Genomic DNA, 19,019 nt, shown 5'->3' on the forward strand with positions numbered 1-19,019 from the left:
GCCAGACAGAAGAGAAGCCAGCGCGTCCCGCCCAACGAGACGGGACGCGCGCTAAAGAGAAAAGTCATCATGATCCAAAGACTGACCCGCGGTTCCGCCCTGCTCGCCCTCCTGCTGGTGCTGGCCGGCTGCGCGGTGGGCCCGACCTACGAGCGGCCCTCCGCCGCCACCCCGGCGGCCTTCAAGGAAGCCGCCCTGCCCGCCTCCGAAGCCGGCACCTGGAAGCCCGCCGAGCCGTCCGAAGACGTATTGCGCGGCGCCTGGTGGAAGATATTCGGCGACGAAGGCCTGAACCAGTTGGAAGAAGAAGCCCAGCAGGCCAACCAGAACCTGCAGGCCGCGGCCGCCCGCCTGACCCAGGCCCGCGCGCTGCAGCGCGAAGCCCGCTCCGGCTTCTTCCCCAGCCTGGACGCCGGCTTCGGCCCCAGCCGCCAGCGTCCCTCGGCCGTATCGCAAGGCCAGCCCGACGGCACATCCACCACAACCGTCACCACCTGGCGCGCCCAGGGCATGGTCTCGTACGAAGCCGACCTGTTCGGCCGCGTCGCCTCCACCGCCGACGCCGCCACCGCCGACGCCCAGCAAAGCGAAGCGCTGTACCGTTCCGTGCTGCTGGCGCTGCAGGCCGACGTCGCCACCACCTACTTCCTGGTGCGCGAACAGGACGCCGAATCGCGGCTCTACCACCAGACCGTCAAGCTGCGCACCGACACCCTGCAACTGATCCAGCGCCGCTATGACGCCGGCGACATCAGCGAACTGGACCTGGCCCGCGCCAAGGCCGAACTGGCCTCCGCGCAATCCGAAGCCCTGGGCATCGACCGCCGCCGCGCCACCGCCGAACACGCGCTGGCCGTGCTGCTGGGCCGCGCCCCGTCCGACTTCGCCATGCCGCCGCAACCCATCGACAAGGTCGCGGTGTCGATCCCGGCCGGCCTGCCCTCCACCCTGCTGGAACGCCGTCCCGATATCGCCGCCGCCGAACGCGCCATGGCCGCCGCCAACGCCCGCGTCGGCGCCGCCAAGTCCGCCTTCTTCCCGCGCCTGGACATCACCGGCGCCTTCGGCTACGAGTCATCCGACCTGGGCAACCTGTTCGAGTGGTCCAGCCGCACCTTCCTGCTCGGCCCGCTGGTGGGCGCCGCCCTGTCCATGCCCATCTTCGACGGCGGCCGCCGCCAGGCCGGCCTGGACCGCGCCCGCGCCGTCTACGAAGAAGACGTCGCCGTCTACCGCCAAACGGTGCTCAACGCGTTCCGCGAAGTGGAAGACAATCTGGCCAACCTGCGCATCCTGGCCGACCAGACCAAGGCCCAGGACGCCGCGGTAGACGCCGCCGCCCGCGCCGCGAAGCTCTCGCATACGCAATACCGCGAAGGCTCCATCAGCTTCCTGGACGTGATCGAAGCCGACCGCAGCGTATTGCTTCAGCAACGCGTCTCGGTGCAGTTGAACGGCGAACAGGCCCGCTCCGCCGTCGGCCTGATCCGCGCCATCGGCGGCGGCTGGGAGAATCCCGTGCCGCCCGAGACGGTGGCGGCGAAGTAACCAACGCCGCAGCAGCGCCAGGCACAAACAACAATTCCAAAGCCTGGCGCGGCGAAAACTGCATCCGCCCGCAGCGCCCTCCCGACGCGAGACACCACGTAAGCCCCACAAGGCCGCCCGCGCGGCCGGCATGGGGCGGGCCCCGCAAGACGCTCCAACACCTCCTGGCGCTTGGCAAGAACCTCAAGAACCCCGACCAGCCCGGCGACCGCCAAGATCCATCATTGGAGCCCGGCGCGGCGGCGGCCTGGGGTGCGCGGGGCGTCAGATGCGCCCGAGGGAATCGGAAGGCAGGCGCCGAAGGCGACAACGACGATGACGATGGGGCAGTCCGGAGCGTAGGCTCCGGACCGCAATCGCAGCCCCGCGCACCCCAGGCCGCCGCCACGCCGGGCGTCTTAAGAACCATCGCCCCGCAAAACCCTACCCCCGCCGCGCCAAACACCGCAACGCCATCCGATACCCCACAAACACAAAAAACCCCTGACTATTCATCACCAACCAAGCCCCCAACCCGCCAACCACAGCCACCACCGGCCCCACCGCCCTCACATCCCCCTGCGTCCACGCAATCACCCCGAACGCGCCAACGGCCGCCAGCCCGATCGACAGCCACTTCAACAGCACCAGCCCCCCGGCCCGCCCCGCCATCAGCATCACCACCCCGATCGCCAGCCCCAGCGCCGTCCCCGCGCAAACCACCACCAGCGCGAACGCCGCCATCGCCGAACCGGCCACGCGCAGCAGCAGGCTCAGCACCTCGATCCCGACCCCCAGCCCGCCCACCATCACCAGCACCGCCAGGACCAATGGCGACCACATCCCAGGCGGCGTGCGCCCCGCGTCCATCTCGGCCACGAAACGATGCATTGCCGAAGACGACGCCGGATCCTCACCGCTTGCCAACGCCGCCTCCAGCCTGCGGCACTGCCCGATCAGAGCGTTCAGGCCAGAGGCGGGTCCGGGCGTCACAGACGCGTCACTCCCGGCGCGTGTTCCGCCACCGTGCCGCGCAACGCCGCCATCGCCTCCTGCACCGCCACCGGCCGGAACGCATCCTCGCGCCAGTACATCGCCACCGAGCCAAACCCGGACAGCCGGACAGGGATGATCCGCATCGCCCGCATCTGCGAAAACCGCAAGGCCGCGCGATGCGACGCCACGCCGATCATGTCGCTGTTGTTGATCAGCGTGAGATTGATCGTGACCGAATTCGACTCCACATGGTCCACGGGCGGCGACTGTCCCGCCGCCGCCAGCGCCGCATCCACCGCATTGCGGATAGGCGTGCCCTTCGGCCACAGGATCCAGCGATAGGACAGCAGATCCTGCCAGCTTGGCTGCTCCACCGCGAACAGCGGATGCCGCGGCCGCGCCACCAGATGAATGGGTTCCAGATACAGGGCTTCAAAGCGGACGGCGGGGTCGTGGTGCTCGGGCGCGGAACGGCCCACCACGATATCCAGATCGCCTTGCGCAAGCTGCGCCAGAAGACGGTCCGTCGTGCCCTCGACCAGCTTCACGCGCGCCTGCGGCATGCGCTCCAGCAGCTTCATCACCGCCAGCGGCACCGTGTCGGAAGCCGACGCGCCCGACGCCCCGATCACCACCCGCCCCCCGCCGCCCTCGCGCAACGCCGCCATGTCCGCACTGGCGCGGTCCAACTGCGACTCCACGCGCTGCGCGTGCGCGATCAGCACATCGCCGTGCGGCGTCGGCCGCAGACCGCGGGCATGGCGTTCGAACAGCGGCAGCCCGATATCGTCTTCCAGATCCTTCAGCCACTTCGACAGCCCAGGCTGCGTCGTATTGAGCATCGCGGCGGAATGGCTGATGTTGCGGGTCTGGGCCAGGCTGAGCAACATCTTGAGGTTGCGCAGCCGCAAGCGGTGGGTCCAGTCCATGCAGGCCCTCGTCTTGGGGGATTGTCTCGTATGTATATTGTTATTCGTATGGATAATAAGATAATTTCATTATCAAACACATAGCTGCGTACGCATAATCGTCTCCTAACTGGACCAGCCGCGAACCACGCGGTGGCCGCCCGTAGAAGCCGGCATCAGCCGGACATACCGGAGACAACCATGCACCACGGTCAACCCGCCGGCGCGGACAGCGCCGCCTCGGACCGCGCCCTTTATTACGCGCGCATCGCCAAGAAGCACATGGCCCCCCTGTGGGAATCGCTGCACAACCTGGTGCCGCGCCAGCCCGCGCCCCGCTGCATCCCCGCCATCTGGAAATACGACGACGTGCGCGGCGACGTCATGGCGTCGGGGTCGCTGATCACCGCAGAAGAAGCCGTCAGGCGTGTGCTGATCCTGGAGAACCCCGGCCTGCCCGGCCAGGCCAGCATCACGCAAAGCCTTTACGCCGGCCTTCAACTGATCCTGCCCGGCGAAATCGCGCCCAGCCATCGCCATACACAATCGGCGCTGCGCTTCATCGTCGAAGGGCGCGGCGCATACACCGCCGTCAATGGCGAACGCACCACCATGCATCCGGGCGACTTCATCATCACGCCGTCCTGGACCTGGCACGACCACGGCAACGCCGAAACCGTCGAAGGCGGCGAACCCGTGGTCTGGCTGGACGGCCTGGACATCCCGCTGCTGCGCTTCCTGGACGCGGGCTTCGCGGAAAACTACCCGTCGGCCACCCAGCCCGTCACGCGCCCCGAAGGCGACAGCATGGCGCGCTTCGGCCACAACATGGCCCCCGTGCGCCATCAGGCCACAAGCGGCACCTCGCCCATCTTCAACTACCCCTACGAACGCAGTCGCGAGGCACTGGACGAGCTCTACCGCCACGGCGAACTCGACCCCTGGGACGGCGTCAAGCTGCGCTACCTGAATCCGGCCACCGGCGGCTACCCCATGCCGACGATGGCCACCTTCATGCAGTTCCTGCCCGCCGGCTTTCAGGGCAAGACCACCCGCACGACCGACTCCACCGTCTACAGCGTGGTCGAAGGCCGCGGCACCGCGCGCATCGGCGACCAGGAATTCCACTTCGGCCCGCGCGACGTTTTCGTCGCGCCGTCGTGGATGCCAGTGCAGTTGGCCGCGCTGGAAGACGCCACGCTCTTCAGCTATTCCGACCGCCCGGTGCAGGTCGCGCTGGGCCTGTGGCGCGAAGAGCGCGTCGGCTGACCCGCCATTCCGTTTAGCAATCCGTAAACCCATCCCGCTCTTCAAAGGGTGATCCATGTCTTTTGTGTTTGCTCCCGCCGCTCCGGTTGCCGTGCCCATCGCCGGCGGCCCGGACAGCTTTCCCGTGCGCCGCGTCTACTGCGTGGGCCGCAACTACGCCGCCCATGCGCGTGAGATGGGCTTCGACCCCGACCGCGAACCGCCGTTCTTCTTCTGCAAACCCGCCGACGCCGTGGTGCCTGTCGCGGAAGGCAGCACCTTGTCCCTGCCCTATCCGCCCGAAACGTCGAACCTGCACTACGAAATCGAACTGGTCGCGGCCATCGGCAAGGGCGGCGCCGATATCCAGGTCGAAGACGCGCTGCAGCACGTGTGGGGCTATGCCGTGGGCCTGGACATGACCCGGCGCGACCTGCAGATGAAGATGCGCGAAGCCGGCCGGCCCTGGGAACTGGGCAAGGCCTTCGACCAGAGCGCGCCCATCGGTCCGCTGCACCCCGCGAAATCCGTTGCCGGCATCGAGCAGGCAGGCATCTGGCTGCAGGTCAATGGCGCGGACAAGCAGCGCAGCGATGTCGGCAAGCTGATCTGGTCCGTCGCCGAAACCATCGCGTACCTGTCCAGGTATTTCAGGCTGGAAGCCGGCGACCTGATCTACACCGGCACACCCGAAGGCGTGGGTCCGGTAGTGCGCGGCGACACGATGGTCGGCGGTGTCGACGGCCTGGGCACGCTCAGCGTGCGGATGGTGTAACCCAAGGGAACCCATGCAACTCCACAGCTTCTTCAACAGTTCCACGTCCTACCGCGTGCGCATCGCGCTTGCGCTCAAGGGCCTGTCCTACGAGTACCTTCCCGTGAACCTGCGCAAGCAGGAACAGCGCGATGCGGACTACGTCGCCAGGAATCCGTCGGCCGGCGTGCCGCTGCTGACCGACGGCGACACGCAGCTATCGCAGTCGCTCGCCATCATCGACTACCTGGACGCCACCCATCCCGAACCGCGCCTGATCCCCGCCAGCACGCCGGCCCGCGCCCGCGTGCTGGAGCTGTCCGACGCCATCTCCTGCGACATCCACCCGGTCAACAACATGCGCGTCCTGCGCTACCTGCAAGAGGTGCTGGGGGCCAGCGACGAACAGAAAAACGCCTGGTACCACCACTGGATCCGCGAGGGCCTGACCGCGGTGGAAGCCATGCTGGCCCGCCATGGCCACGGCGCGTATTGTTTTGGCGACGCGCCGACGCTGGCGGATTGCTGCCTGGTTCCGCAGGTGGCCAACGCCCAGCGCATGGGCTGCGACCTTTCCGCCTATCCGCGCATCCTGCGCATCCACGAACATTGCAGCGCGCAACCTGCCTTCCAGCAGGCGGCGCCCGCACGGCAACCGGACTTCAAACCATGAACCCCCAAGAACCCGACACCCAGGGCGCGCCGCTGCGCGAGTACGCCGATCCCGCCTACCGTCCGCTGTGCGCCAGCCTGGCCGAGGTGCGCGCCAACATCGACAGGCTGGACGACGACATCGTCCGGCTGATCGCCGAACGCGCCATGTACGTGAAGGATGCCGCGCGCTTCAAGCGCGACGCCTTCCAGGTGAGCGCGCCCGCGCGCCAGGCCCAGGTCTTCGACAAGGCCAGGCAGCTTGCCGAACGCCACAACCGGGGCTTCACCCATCTGGAACAGGTGGTGGACGCCACCTACCGCGCGATGGTTGCCGCCTTCATCGCCAATGAACAGACCTACTTCGACACCATGAAAGACGTGGGAGACACGCATGCATGATATTTCGACTCCGCTGCCCGGACGCGCGCTCGCGCGCCGCATCGCCATCCGCGCGCTGGCCCTGGGTTTTGCCGCATTGACGCCGCTGGCCGCCGCCCAGGCCGCCGACGCCTGGCCCAGCCAGCCGCTCAAGGCGGTGGTGCCGTTCGGCCCCGGTTCCAGCCCCGACCAGGTCGCCCGCATCGTCGGCGAAAAGGCCGGCGCGATCCTGGGCCAGACCATCGTGATCGAGAACAAGCCGGGTGCCAGCGGCAACATCGGCACCTTCGCCATCGCCAACGCCAAGCCGGACGGCTACACCTTCGGCGTATCCATCACCGGCCCGCTGGTGAACAACACGCTGCTGTTCGACAAGCTGCCCTATGCGCCCGCCACCGACCTGTCGCCGCTGACCCTGGCCGTCCACCAGCCCAACGTGCTGGTCGTGCCCGCCAGCGCCGGCATCGACAGCATCGGGCAATTGCTGGAAGCATTGAAGAAGAATCCGGACAAGTACAACTTTCCCTCCCCGGGCGCAGGCACCGTTTCGCACCTGGCCGTGGAATTGCTGCTGCAGCAGATCGGCGCGAAAGCCACCCACGTTCCTTATCCCTCTTCGCCCGCCGCGCTGACCTCGCTGCTGTCCGGAGACACCCAGTTCGCCGCGCTGCCGCCCATCGCGGTCATGCCGATGGTGAAGGATGGACGCCTAAAGGCGCTGGCCGTCACCTCGTCCAAGCGCTCCACCCTGCTGCCCGAGATTCCGACGCTGGCGGAAGTCGGGGTACAGGGCATCGAGGGCTCGGCATGGATCGGATTCGTGGTGTCTTCCAAGACGCCGGCCGACGTCCAGAAAAAACTGTCCGACGCGCTGATCCAGGCGATCCGCGACCCCGAGGTCGTCAAGCGGCTGCAGGCCCAGTTCATGGACCCGGTGGGAGACACGCCAGCCGAATTCCGCGGCTACATGGACGCGGAGCTCAAGCGCTGGGAGCCCCTGATCAAGAAACTGGGCATCAAGGGCCAGTAAGCGCCGCGCAGGCAGTCACGCAGCAACCGCAACACGCAAGGAGAATCAGATGCTCATCACCGAACCCGCCCGCCAGGTCCCCCTCTACGGCGAATATGAAGTCGTCGTGCTGGGCGGCGGCCCGGCCGGCGTGCTGGCGGCCGCCAGCGCCGCGCGCAACGGCGCCAGCGTGCTGCTGGTGGAACGCTACGGCTTTCTGGGCGGCATGGGCACGGCCGCCGGGGTCTCGAATTTCTGCGGGCTGCACGCCAATATCCACGGCGATATCCGGCAGGTAGTACACGGCATGACGGACGACCTGCTGGACCGCATGCGCGCGATGGACGGGCTGAACGATCCGCATCTGATCCTGGGCAAGATCCACGCCCAGGCCTACGACATCTCGGCCTTCAAGTGCGCCGCCGACGGCCTGGTGCAGGACAGCGGCGCGCAGGTCCTGTTCCACGCACTGGCCACCGGTCTGGCGCGCGACGAGCGCGGCCGCGTGGACGCTTTGTTCCTGGAAACCAAGTCCGGCCGCTGCGCGGTGCGCGCCAGGATATTCATCGACTGTTCGGGCGATGCGGACATCGCCCAATGGGGCGGCCTGCCGTTCGAAAAGGGCGACGCGCACGGCCACATGCTCTACCCCACGCTGATGTTCAAGGTGGGCAATGTGGACGGCGCCCGCGCGCAGGAAGCCTGGAAGACCATTCCCCAACTGATGGACCAGGCCGCCGCCAGCGGCGAATTCACCTTCCCCCGGCGCGGCGCCATCGTCCGGCCGCAAAAACACGACTACGAATGGCGCGTCAACGTGACCCAGCTTGCCAACGCGGACGGCAGCGCGGCCGACGGCACCGATGCCGCCTCGCTGTCGGCGGGCGAACTGGAAGGCCGCCGGCAGATCATGCAGTACCTGGGCTTCCTGCGCGCGAAAGTGCCGGGCTTCGAACAGGCCTATGTCCTGGACATCGCCCCGCAGCTTGGCATCCGCGAAACGCGCCGCATCGTGGGCGAGGCCGTGCTGAGCAAAGAGGACGTGCTGGGCTGCGCGGACTTCCCCGACAGCATCGGCGTCAATGGCTGGCCGCTGGAGATGCACACGGCCGGCGACGTGCAATGGATGTGGCCGCCCATCCCCGAATCGCGCGGCTACAACCAGCTTCCGTTTCGCATGATGGTGCCCAAACGCGGCCCGGGTGTGGCCGACAACGTGCTGGTGGCGGGCCGTTGCGCGTCCATGACGCACGAAGGCCAGTCCGCCGCGCGCGTCAGCGGAAGCTGCTTTGTCATGGGCGAGGCGGCGGGCACCGCAGCCGCGATGGCGCTGCGCGCGGGCATCGCGCCCGGCGACATATCCATTCCCGCGCTGCAGGCGCAGCTTGAACAACAGGGTGCCTTCCTGGGCGGCCAGCACTGAACCGGCGCGAGATTCCGACATGACTACTAGCCTGGCTGGAAAGCCGAAGACGCAAACCGTGATCGTCGTGGGCGGCGGTATCGGCGGACTGGCCGCCGCGCTGGCGCTGACGCGGCAAGGCATCGCCGTGCAGCTCCTGGAGCAGGCCGCGCACATCGCCGAGATCGGCGCCGGCATCCAGTTGGGGCCCAACGCCTTCGCGGCGCTGGATGCCCTGGGGGTCGGCGTCAAGGCCCGCGAGCGCGCCGTCTTCACCGACCACATCATCATGATGGACGCCGTGGACGCCAAGGAGGTGGTGCGCATCGACACTGGCGATGCCTTCCGCGATCGCTTCGGCGGTCCGTATGCCGTGATCCATCGCGCCGACATCCACCTGTCCATCCTGGAAGCCGTGCAGCAGAATCCGCTGATCCGCTTTCGCACATCCACCCAGATCACCAGCATGTCTCAGGACGAGCGCGGCGTGGAGGTCGTGGACACCTTGGGCAACCGCTATCGCGCCGATGCCATCGTGGGCGCGGACGGCGTCAAGTCCGTGATCCGCGAGCGCATGGTGGGCGACCCCGCGCGCGTGACCGGCCACGTGGTCTACCGCGCCGTGGTCGAACGCGACAACATGCCCGAGGAACTGCGCATCAACGCGCCCGTCCTATGGGCGGGGCCCCACTGCCATCTGGTTCACTACCCCTTGCGCGGCGGCCAGCAATACAACCTGGTCGTCACCTTCCACAGCCGCGAGAACGAGGAATGGGGCGTGCGCGAGGGCAGCAAGGAAGAGGTGCTGTCGTACTTCCAGGGCATCCACCCGCGTCCGCACCAGATGCTGGACCGCCCCACCTCATGGAAACGCTGGGCCACCGCCGACCGCGAGCCGGTCGAACGCTGGGGCCAGGGCCGCGCCACCATCCTGGGAGACGCCGCCCACCCCATGACGCAATACATGGCGCAGGGCGCCTGCATGGCGCTGGAAGACGCCGTGACACTGGGCGAAGCCATTCGCCATTGCGGACACGATCTGGAAGCCGCCTTCCGGCTGTACGAATCGATCCGGATTCCGCGCAGCGCCCGCGTGGTCTGGTCCACCCGCGAGATGGGCAGGATCTACCACGCCCGAGGGGTCGAACGCACCGTGCGCAACATGCTGTGGACGGGCCGCAGCCAGACCCAGTTCTATGACGCGTTGCAATGGCTGTATGGCTGGAAGGTCGAGAACTGCCTCGCGGGAGGCGTCGCGACGTAATTGAAGTCTCGGGAGAAACCCGTCTGCCGCCAGCCAGGGGGCAAACGAACATAAGCACAAGAGGAGACAACCATGAACAAAAGCACACTCCGCGGCGCCGCCGCCGTCATGCTGTCATTGGCCTCGTACGCGGCCAGCGCCCAGCAGAAGCCGGTGGACATCGGCTTCATCGGCACCCTGTCCACGCCCGCCGGCTACATCGGCGAAGACGAACGGGATGCCTTCATGCTGGCCGTCAAGGAAGGCGGCGGCAAGCTTGGCGGCGTGCCGGTCAACGTGCGCGTCGAGGACGACGCGCTCAAGCCCGCCAACGCCAAGCAGATCGCCGACAAGATGGTGCAGGACGGCGTGCGGCTGTTCACCGGCGTCAACTTCTCGAACGTGATGGCCGCGGTCGGCCCCACCGTCCTGAACGCCGGCGCCTTCTATGTCAGCCTGAACGCCGGCCCCTCCAACTACGCGGGCAAGGCCTGCAAGCCCAACTACTTCTCCGTCGCATTCCAGAACGACTCGTACGCGGACACCGCCGGCATGGCGGCCAACGAACTGGGCGCCAAGCGCGTGGTCATCATGGCCCCGAACTACCAGGCCGGCCGCGACGCCGTCGCCGGCTTCAAGCGCACCTACCAGGGCGAGATCGCCGACGAGATCTACACCAAGCTGGAACAGGCCGACTTTTCGGTCGAGCTGGCGCGCACCCGCTCGCTCAACCCCGACGCCATCTTCCAGTTCCATCCCGGCGGCGCGGGCATCAACCTGACCAAACAGTTCGCCAACTCCGGGCTGTCCGACAAGATCAAGATGATCACCCCCATCTACTCGATGGACGACCGCATGCTGGCCGCGACCGGCACGGCGGGCAAGGGCTTCTACCTGAGTTCGCTCTGGAGCGCCGACCTGGACAACGCGCAAAACAAGCACTTCGTGGACGCCTTCACCAAAGCCTACAACCGCGTGCCCACCGCCTACGCCGCGCAGGCCTACGACACCGCCAACCTGATCGCCTCGGGCCTGAAGGCCGTCGACGGCGACATCGCCGGACGCCCGGACGACTTCCGCAACGCCTTGCGTAAAGCGGACTTCCCCAGCGTGCGCGGCAAGTTCAAGTTCGGCCCGAACCAGCATCCCATCCAGGACTGGTACCTGCTGCACATCGAGGCCGGCCCGGACGGGAAGCTGATCTACAAGAACCTGAAAGTGCTTGCCCGCGACCACACCGACGTCCACGCCGCGGATTGCAAGATGTAGGCCGGGGCGCCGGGCAAAGCACCTTTGCCCGGCCCTAATCCTTGTCCTCGCAGAAACTCAAGCGGTTGCCGAACGGATCGATGACCGCCATCACCCGCCCCCAAGGCATGTCCTCGACGCACGGCCGCATATAGCCATAGCGCTTCGCGCTGACCTCGGCGTGGAATTCGTCCACGCCCTGCATCCGCACGAACACCGCCGACCCCGGCGTCCCATCGCCATGATGCTCGCTCAGGTGCAGCACCAGATCCCCTCGATGCACCTGCGCATAAAGCGGCATGCCCGCTTCGAAGCGATGCTCCCAATCCCACGTGAACCCCAGGAAATCCAGATAGAACTCGCGCGCCTTCTCCAGGGAAAAGATTCGCAGGATGGGAATGGCGGCGTGCCACCACCATCACGCAAGACACCGCGTAAGCCCCAAAAGGCCGCCCGCGCGGCCGGCCTGGGGCGGGCCCCGCAAGACGCTTCAACCCCCAAAAATGACGGCAAGAACCTAAAGAACCCCACCCGCCCCCACACCCGCGAAGCTGAAACCACTAGAGCCCGGCGTGGCGGCGGCCTGGGGTGCGCGGGGCGTCAGATGCGCCCGAGGGAATCGGAAGGCAGTCGCCGAAGGCGACAACGACGATGACAACGGGGCAGTCCGGAGCGAAGGCTCCGGACCGCAATCGCAGCCCCGCGCACCCCAGGCCGCCGCCACGCCGGGCGTCAAAAGAAAGCAAAACGCCCGCCAAAAAATCCCGGCGGGCGTAATGAAAACACAATCAACAGGGCATCCAACCAAAGACCCCCATCAACCAAAAACATCAATTCAAACTAGCACCCGAGATCTTCACGATCTCCTGATACTTCGCCTTCTCGGCCTTCACGAACTCCGCGAACGCCTCAGGCGTCATCGGCCCCGTTTCGGACCCCATGGTCAGCAAACGCTGCTTCACATCCGGCTGCCCCATCGCGTCCGCATAGGCCTTGTTCAGCTTGGCCACCACCGGCGCCGGCGTGCCGCCCGTCGTGAACACGCCAAACCACGTCCCCAGGTCAAAACCCTTGACCCCCGACTCCTCGACCGTCGGCACGTCCGCCAGCAGCGACGAACGCTGAGCGGTGGTAACGGCCAGCGCCTTCACCTTGCCGTCCTTGATCAGCGGCGCCGAAGCCGCCAGATTGTCGAACATAAAATCCGACTGCCCCGACAACAGCGCCAACTGCGCCGGCGCCGCGCCCTGGTAAGGGATGTGCTCGACATTGATGCCCGCGCGTGCCTTCAGCAGCTCGCCCGACAGATGGCCCGCGCTGCCGTTGCCGCCCGAACCGTAGTTCAGCTTGCCCGGATTCTTCTTGGCGTAATCGATCAGATCGGCCAGCTTCTCGATCTTGTTCTTCTGCGCGAACTCGACGTTCATCACCAGCACGTTCGGCACCGACGCCACGATCGTCACCGGCGCGAAATCCTTCACCGGGTCATACGGCAGATTGGCGAACAGCCAGGGATTGATCGCGTGCGTGGCGACCGCGCCCATCACCAGCGTGTAGCCGTCGGCCGGCGCCTTGGCCACCAGGTCCGCGCCGATGTTGCCGCCCGCGCCCGAACGGTTTTCCACGATGACGGCCTGGCCCAGCGAACCGCGCACCTTCTCGGCCAGCAGGCGGGCCATGGTGTCCAGCGGACCGCCAGGCGGGTAAGGCACGACAAAACGGATCGGCTTGGCCGGGAAATCGGCGGCTTGCGCCAGCGCGGGCGCGCCGAAAGGCAGGGTCGCGGCCAGCGCCACGGCGCCTTGCAACAGGGCGCGGCGCACAGCGCTGCGGGGGGTACGCGTCATGATGGTGTTCTCCTCACTCTGGATCAATGGCGGCTCGTAGCATACCGCACAGTCGTCAATGAGGTAACAAAGCGCTACTTCGCTTCCGCTAGCGCAAACCCATCATCGTCGCGCGCAATTGCCACGCCGTCTGCCGCAAGGGCTGGAGGAATTCCGCCACCGCGGCGGCTTCCTCGTAGGTGCCCGCCGACAGGCTGACATTCACGGCCGCCACGATCGCGCCGTCTTGATCGCGCACCGGGACGGCCAGGCCCGCGATCGAATCATCCAATTCACCGTCCACCCAGGCATAACCTTGCTCTCGCGCCCGCAGGATCTCCTGGCGCAATCGATCGCAGTCCACGACCGTGGCCGCGGTCAGCCTTTTCAGCCGGGCCGTTTCCAGATAGCCCTGCAGCGCCGCATCATCCAGACCCGACAACAGCACTCTGCCCATCGACACCGCATGCGCCGGCAAACGGCTGCCCAGCGAAGGACTCATAGGCAGGATGCGCTTGGTGTGCAAGCGCTGCACATAGACGATGTCTTCCTCGTCCAGCACCGAGACCGCGCACGACTGCCCAATGCGCGCACCCAGTTCCTCGAGCGCCAATTGAGACTGCCGCCAAAAGGGCAGCGTGTACAGATAAGACAGGCCCAGACGCAGCACCTTGGGCGTGAGCCAGTAGTGCTTGCCATCGCTTTTCACGAAAGACAGTTCGACCAGCGTCATCAGAAAGCGGCGCACCGCCGTGCGCGGCAGATCCACGGCTGACGCGACGTCGGCCAGCGTCTGGCGCGCCTCCCCCTGCCCCATGGTTTCAATGATTTTGAGTCCGCGCGCAAAGGTGCGGACGAAGGATTCGCTTTCAGGGGTTGCCATAGGTGCTCCGGCATACGTGCTTGACACGTCCGCGCTCAACTCTCAGAATGACCGTATAGCGGATGTATGTATCCGCTTAGCGGTCATTATAGACCCGCTGATCGTGTTCGCGCAAGTCCGGGCCCGGCAATGCGCCTTCCCCACAACCCGCCCTGGAAAGGCCATGACTCAAACTACATTCGAGACAGATTTCTGGAAAGACGCCGCCACGCGCAAGATCTGGGACGACATCGTCCCTGGCGAGCCTCGCGAAACCATTCCCTACACCCTGACGCTGGAAGCCATTCAAAAGTACTGCCGCGTCGTCGGCGACACGCACCCCCTGTACTTCGACGAGGCCTACGCGCTGAAGTCCCCCTACAAAGGTCTGATCGCCCCGCCGGCCATCCACATCCTCCTGATGTTCTCGTGCACCCCCGCCGATGACTGGATGCGCAGCCCCGGCACGGTCAATGCCGGCCAATCCTGGAGCTACAACATCCCCGCGCGCCCGGGCGATGTCATCCGGCTTGAAGCCCGCGCACTGGACAAGTTCATCCGCAAGGACCGCCTGTTCGTCGTGCACGACAACGTCTTCTTCAACCAGAACAACGAAGTGATCTGCTCCGGCCGCGGCTGGACTATCCGGCCCGTGTAAGGAGCAACAAGATGACCCAAGCTTTCGACTCGCTCGCGATCGGCCAGAAAATCGAAGGGGTGCCCTTCTCGCCCACCCGCGAATCCATCCGCGCCTTCTGCGAAGCCTCGCTGGACTACAACCCCCTGCATCTGGACGACAACTACATGCAGGGCGACTTCGGCCGCACCAACTTCGGCGGCATCATCATGCACGGCATGAACAACTTCGGCGTGATCACGCGCATGCTGACCGACTGGCTCTATGAGCGCGGCGGTGTCCAACGCCGCCTGGAGACGCGCTGGAAAGCGCCCGTCAAACCTGGCGACACCATTACCCCGCTGGCGGTGATCACGGCCACGCGCAAGACCGAGCAAAGCCGCTGGGCGACGCTGGACGTGCAAGTGCTCAATCAGCGCGGCGAAACCGTGGCGATGGGCGAAGCCATGGTGGAGTTCCCCCGCTGAAGCCTCCGGTATCCGCCACGCGGATACCGGTTCAAAAAAAAATCGAGGAGACAATAATGAATCGCTGGTTGCACACTGCTGCCTCCCTGTGCCTGGGAGTGCTTTGCCTGTTGCCGATAAGCGCGCGCGCTCAGGACTTTCCCGATCATCCCGTCCGCCTGGTCGTGCCCTTTCCGCCCGGCGGCACCACCGACATCCTGGCACGGATGCTGAGCAACACGCTGGGCACGGAATGGAAACAGCCCGTGGTGGTCGAGAACAAGCCCGGCGCCAGCGGCACGATCTTTTCCGAACAACTGGCCCGCACACCCGCCGACGGCTACACGCTGATGGTGACGGCCACGCACCACGTGATCAACCCCGCGCTATACAAGAACCTGCGCTACGACAGCAAGAAGGACTTCACTCCCGTCGCGCAGGTCGCCGCGGTGCCCAATGTGCTCGTGGTCAACCCGGACTTCGCCGCACGCAATCACATCGGCAGCGTCGCCGACCTGATCGCCTACGCCAAGGCCAACCCCGGCAAGGTGAACTTTGGCTCGGCGGGCACGGGTGGCGCCAACCATCTGTCCGGTGAGTTGTTCAAGACCATGACGGGCGTGTCCATGATTCACATTCCATACAAAGGCGCGGCGCCCGCCTTGAACGACCTGCTGGGCGGCCAGATCCCCATCATGTTCGACTCGGTCCCCGGCGTACTGCAGCACATCAAGGCCGGCAAGCTGCGCGCCTTGGCCGTGACTTCCCTGACACGCTCGCCCGCCCTGCCCGATGTGCCGACGCTCGATGAGGCGGGCGTCAAGGGCTTCGAGGCCACGGCCTGGTTCGGCCTGTATGCACCTGGCCGCATGGATCCCAAGCTGCTCGCCAAGCTGTCAAAGGACATCCAGACCGCATTGCGCTCTCCGGCTATCCAGGAACAGTTCGCGCAGCAAGGCGCCGTGCCAGGCGCCATGACGCAGCCCGAGTACGCGCGTTTTGTCGATGCGGAGATGGACAAGTGGGCCAAGGTCATCAACGACGCCCACATCACCATCCAATAGGAGCAGTCATGACGGCAACTCCCGCAAGCAACACGCCGGCGCGCGGCGCGCTTTCCCACATCCGCGTACTGGATCTGTCGCGCATTTTGGCCGGTCCCTGGTGCACGCAAAACCTGGCCGACCTTGGCGCGGACGTGATCAAGATCGAACGCCCGGGAACTGGCGATGACACACGTGCCTGGGGGCCGCCCTGGGTCCGCGACGGCGCGGGCCAGGACACGCGAGACTCCTCCTACTATGCGGCCGCCAACCGGGGCAAGAAATCGCTGACCCTCGACATCTCCAAACCCGAGGGCCAGCGCATCGTGCGCGAACTGGCGGCGCAAAGTGATGTGTTCATCGAAAACTACAAGATCGGCGACCTCAAGCGTTATGGCCTGGACTACGACAGCCTGCGCGCCATCAACCCGCGGCTGGTGTACTGCTCCATCACCGGATACGGCCAGGATGGCCCCAGCGCCAGCAAGCCGGGCTATGACTTCGTCTTCCAGGCCATTGGCGGGCTCATGAGCATTACGGGCGAACGCGACGACCTGCCTGGCGGCGGTCCCCAAAAAGCCGGTATCGCCATCGCCGACGTCATCACCGGCATGTATGCCACCATCGCCATCCTCGCAGCGCTGAATCACCGCGATGTCTCCGGCCTGGGCCAGTACATCGACATGGCCCTGCTCGACTGCATCGTGGCCCTGGGCGGCAACCAGGTCACCGGCTACTTCGCCAATGGCAAGGCCCCCAAGCGCTACGGCAACGCCCATGCCAGCCTGGTTCCCTACCAGGTCTTCGCGGTTGCCGATGGCGAGATCGTCGTGGCCGTCGGCAACGACGATCAATGGCAACGCTACTGCGCTGCTATCGGCCGCCCTGACCTTGCCGCCGATACGCGCTGGACCAAAGTCACGGGGCGCATCCAGGGCCGCGACACTCTGGTACCCGAACTGGCGCGCAGCATGCTGACGCGGCCCGCCGCCGACTGGATCGAACGCCTGGAGGCGAACGGCGTGCCCTGCGGCTGCATCAACGATTACGAGCAGGTCTTCCAGGACCCGCAGGTGCGGCACCGTGGATTGCGCGTGGACATCCCCCGGCCCCCGCACGCCGATATCGATGGCCTGGTGTCCACCATCGCCAGCCCCCTGCGGCTGCGCGATACGCCGCCGCGCTACGACCTGCCGCCGCCGCGCCTGGGCGACAACACGGACAGCGTGTTGAGCGCGCTGCTGGGCTACAGCGCCGAACAAATCACCCGGCTGCGCGAACAGCGCATCGTTTGAATGGACCCCCGATGACCCAACAGGAATCCCCGCTGGCGGCCTACCACCGCCAGTTATCCGCCGGCCAGCTCGCTTATCAATACGATACGCAGACCGCCAGGGCGGTCTTTCCACCGCGCGTAATCGGCCCGGCTTCCGGCAACCCGGCGCTCGAATGGCGCCTGAGCGCCGGCCTGGGCACCGTGCACGCCGTCACGGTCGTGCATCCGCGCGATCAGGACACCTACAACGTCGTCCTGGTCGACCTGGACGAGGGTTTTCGCCTCATGAGCCGGGTCGAAGGCACGCCCGCCATTGGCAAGCGTGTGCGCATGCGCGTTCATACGCCCGCCGGCGGCGGCGCCCCCTATCCCGTCTTCGACATCGAGGAGTCCGCATGACCCTCGCCCTGCAACGCGGCAGCGTCGCCATCGTCGGCGTCGCCGAATCCGACCTGGGCAAAGTCATGCCCGGCCTCGGCCCTATCGATCTCATGGCGCAGGCCGTGGTGCGCGCGCTGGACGACTGCGGCCTGCCACTGGGCGAGGTCGACGGACTGTTCGCCACCACCTCGCAAAGCCGCATGCCCACGCTGGCTCTGGCCGAATACCTCGGCATCCAGCCGCGCTATCACGATGCCACGAATATGGGCGGCGCCTCATTCATGACCATGGTCGGACGCGCGCAGGCCGCCATCGAGGCCGGCCTGATCCAAGTCGCCGTCATCGCCTACGGCAGCACCCAGCGCAGCCTGGGACGGGCCAACGTCGCAGCACCCGATCCCAACCCGCACGAGGCCCCCTTCCGGCCGCTGTACACAGCCAGTTCCTACGCGCTGGCCGCCTCGCGCCACATGCACCAGTACGGCACGACGCGCCGGCAACTCGCCGACATCGCGGTCGCCGCGCGGCAATGGGCGCTGCTCAACCCCGCCGCCTGGGAGACAAAACCGCTTACCGTCGAAGACGTCCTCGCGTCGCCCATGATCAGCGAACCACTCACCCTGCGCGACTGCTGCCTGGTCACCGACGGTGGCGGTGCCCTGGTGCTGGCCAGCGCCGAGCGCGCCCAAGGCCTGCGCCGCCCGCCCGCCTACGTGCTGGGGGTAGGCGAGGCGCTCGGGCACTATTCGATCTCCGCCATGCCCGACCTTACTGCCACGGCTGCCGTGGATTCCGGCGCCCAGGCTTATCGCATGGCCGGCCTCGCGGCCCGGGATATCGACGTCTTGCAGCTCTACGACGCCTTCACGATCACGCCGCTGCTCTTTCTGGAAGACCTGGGCTTTTGCCCCAAAGGCGAAGGCGGCCGCTACGTCGAAAACGGACGTATCGCGCCTAGTGGCGAACAGCCCGTCAACACCAACGGCGGCGGCCTGTCGTATTGCCACCCCGGCATGTACGGCATCTTCGCGCTTATCGAAGCAGTGCGCCAACTGCGGGGCGAGTGCGGCGAGAGGCAAATCGCCAACTGCCACACCGCGCTCGCGCATGGCAATGGCGGCACCCTGTCCAGCCAAAGCACGGTGATCCTGGGAAGCGCCGCGGCGCTGTAGCGCCGAACG

General features: G+C 66.4%; 20 protein-coding genes. 15 read left to right on the forward strand and 5 right to left on the reverse strand.

Translation table 11 applies throughout. The features are described from left to right. Positions 1–69: 69 nt before the first annotated feature. A complete protein-coding gene (locus tag ASE30_RS17300; protein ID WP_057285505.1) occupies positions 70–1,548 on the forward strand; it encodes an efflux transporter outer membrane subunit in 1,479 nt (492 codons plus the stop codon). Between the two features lie 423 nt (positions 1,549–1,971). On the opposite strand, the gene ASE30_RS17305 is transcribed toward ASE30_RS17300, so the two are convergent. Then, positions 1,972–2,520 carry a hypothetical protein gene (locus tag ASE30_RS17305; RefSeq protein WP_057285506.1) on the reverse strand — a complete coding sequence of 183 codons (549 nt, stop codon included), beginning with the start codon at positions 2,518–2,520 and terminating at the stop codon, positions 1,972–1,974. Next, on the reverse strand, positions 2,517–3,452 hold the full coding sequence (locus ASE30_RS17310; protein ID WP_057285507.1) for a LysR substrate-binding domain-containing protein: 936 nt from the start codon (positions 3,450–3,452) through the stop codon (positions 2,517–2,519). Before ASE30_RS17310 ends, ASE30_RS17305 begins: the two co-directional genes overlap by 4 nt. Positions 3,453–3,632: 180 nt before the next feature. Between ASE30_RS17310 and gtdA the strand changes: the two genes are divergently transcribed. The 8 genes from gtdA to ASE30_RS17350 all read left to right on the forward strand — a co-directional run bounded on the left by gtdA (position 3,633) and on the right by ASE30_RS17350 (position 11,388). Beyond that, positions 3,633–4,700, forward strand: coding sequence for a gentisate 1,2-dioxygenase (gene gtdA / locus ASE30_RS17315; RefSeq protein ID WP_057285508.1), 1,068 nt, complete (start codon positions 3,633–3,635; stop codon positions 4,698–4,700). A gap of 55 nt (positions 4,701–4,755) precedes the next feature. Continuing rightward, a complete protein-coding gene (locus tag ASE30_RS17320) occupies positions 4,756–5,454 on the forward strand; it encodes a fumarylacetoacetate hydrolase family protein (RefSeq protein WP_057285509.1) in 699 nt (232 codons plus the stop codon). A gap of 13 nt (positions 5,455–5,467) precedes the next feature. Beyond that, complete coding sequence (maiA, locus tag ASE30_RS17325; protein ID WP_057285510.1) at positions 5,468–6,106, forward strand: maleylacetoacetate isomerase; 639 nt, start codon at positions 5,468–5,470, stop codon at positions 6,104–6,106. Continuing rightward, complete coding sequence (locus ASE30_RS17330) at positions 6,103–6,486, forward strand: chorismate mutase (RefSeq protein WP_057285511.1); 384 nt, start codon at positions 6,103–6,105, stop codon at positions 6,484–6,486. The genes maiA and ASE30_RS17330 overlap by 4 nt, the downstream gene beginning before the upstream one ends. After that, positions 6,479–7,495 (forward strand): tripartite tricarboxylate transporter substrate binding protein, encoded by a 1,017-nt coding sequence (locus ASE30_RS17335; protein WP_057285512.1) that lies wholly within the window; start codon positions 6,479–6,481, stop codon positions 7,493–7,495. The genes ASE30_RS17330 and ASE30_RS17335 overlap by 8 nt, the downstream gene beginning before the upstream one ends. Before the next feature lie 49 nt (positions 7,496–7,544). Next, a complete protein-coding gene (locus ASE30_RS17340; protein WP_057285513.1) occupies positions 7,545–8,897 on the forward strand; it encodes an FAD-dependent oxidoreductase in 1,353 nt (450 codons plus the stop codon). Positions 8,898–8,916: 19 nt separating this feature from the next. After that, positions 8,917–10,140, forward strand: coding sequence for a 3-hydroxybenzoate 6-monooxygenase (locus ASE30_RS17345; protein WP_057285514.1), 1,224 nt, complete (start codon positions 8,917–8,919; stop codon positions 10,138–10,140). A 72-nt stretch (positions 10,141–10,212) separates the two neighbouring features. After that, positions 10,213–11,388, forward strand: coding sequence for an ABC transporter substrate-binding protein (locus tag ASE30_RS17350; RefSeq protein WP_057285515.1), 1,176 nt, complete (start codon positions 10,213–10,215; stop codon positions 11,386–11,388). A 34-nt stretch (positions 11,389–11,422) separates the two neighbouring features. Here ASE30_RS17350 and ASE30_RS17355 read toward each other — a convergent pair whose 3' ends face one another. From ASE30_RS17355 to ASE30_RS17365, 3 genes are all read right to left on the reverse strand, one after another. Next, complete coding sequence (locus tag ASE30_RS17355) at positions 11,423–11,767, reverse strand: glyoxalase superfamily protein (RefSeq protein ID WP_057285516.1); 345 nt, start codon at positions 11,765–11,767, stop codon at positions 11,423–11,425. A gap of 430 nt (positions 11,768–12,197) precedes the next feature. After that, a complete protein-coding gene (locus ASE30_RS17360) occupies positions 12,198–13,214 on the reverse strand; it encodes a tripartite tricarboxylate transporter substrate binding protein (RefSeq protein WP_057285517.1) in 1,017 nt (338 codons plus the stop codon). 88 nt (positions 13,215–13,302) lie between these two features. Next, a complete protein-coding gene (locus tag ASE30_RS17365; protein ID WP_057285518.1) occupies positions 13,303–14,076 on the reverse strand; it encodes an IclR family transcriptional regulator C-terminal domain-containing protein in 774 nt (257 codons plus the stop codon). Between the two features lie 163 nt (positions 14,077–14,239). Here ASE30_RS17365 and ASE30_RS17370 point away from each other — a divergent pair, with 163 nt between their 5' ends. From ASE30_RS17370 to ASE30_RS17395, 6 genes are read left to right on the forward strand one after another with little or no spacing between them, the layout of a single operon-like run. Next, on the forward strand, positions 14,240–14,713 hold the full coding sequence (locus tag ASE30_RS17370) for a MaoC family dehydratase (RefSeq protein WP_057285519.1): 474 nt from the start codon (positions 14,240–14,242) through the stop codon (positions 14,711–14,713). A gap of 11 nt (positions 14,714–14,724) precedes the next feature. Further along, entirely contained in the window at positions 14,725–15,159 is a 435-nt protein-coding gene (locus ASE30_RS17375; RefSeq protein ID WP_057285520.1) for a MaoC family dehydratase, read from the forward strand. A gap of 56 nt (positions 15,160–15,215) precedes the next feature. Then, positions 15,216–16,202: a tripartite tricarboxylate transporter substrate binding protein gene (locus tag ASE30_RS17380; protein WP_057285521.1), complete on the forward strand. Its 987-nt coding sequence runs from the start codon at positions 15,216–15,218 to the stop codon at positions 16,200–16,202. Between the two features lie 8 nt (positions 16,203–16,210). Then, a complete protein-coding gene (locus tag ASE30_RS17385) occupies positions 16,211–17,476 on the forward strand; it encodes a CaiB/BaiF CoA-transferase family protein (protein ID WP_057285522.1) in 1,266 nt (421 codons plus the stop codon). An 11-nt stretch (positions 17,477–17,487) separates the two neighbouring features. After that, a complete protein-coding gene (locus ASE30_RS17390) occupies positions 17,488–17,856 on the forward strand; it encodes a Zn-ribbon domain-containing OB-fold protein (RefSeq protein WP_057285523.1) in 369 nt (122 codons plus the stop codon). Further along, entirely contained in the window at positions 17,853–19,010 is a 1,158-nt protein-coding gene (locus ASE30_RS17395; protein WP_057285524.1) for an acetyl-CoA acetyltransferase, read from the forward strand. The genes ASE30_RS17390 and ASE30_RS17395 overlap by 4 nt, the downstream gene beginning before the upstream one ends. The last annotated feature ends 9 nt before the right edge of the window (positions 19,011–19,019 follow it).

The organism is Achromobacter sp. Root83 (genome assembly GCF_001428845.1).
Lineage (GTDB): Bacteria > Pseudomonadota > Gammaproteobacteria > Burkholderiales > Burkholderiaceae_B > Achromobacter.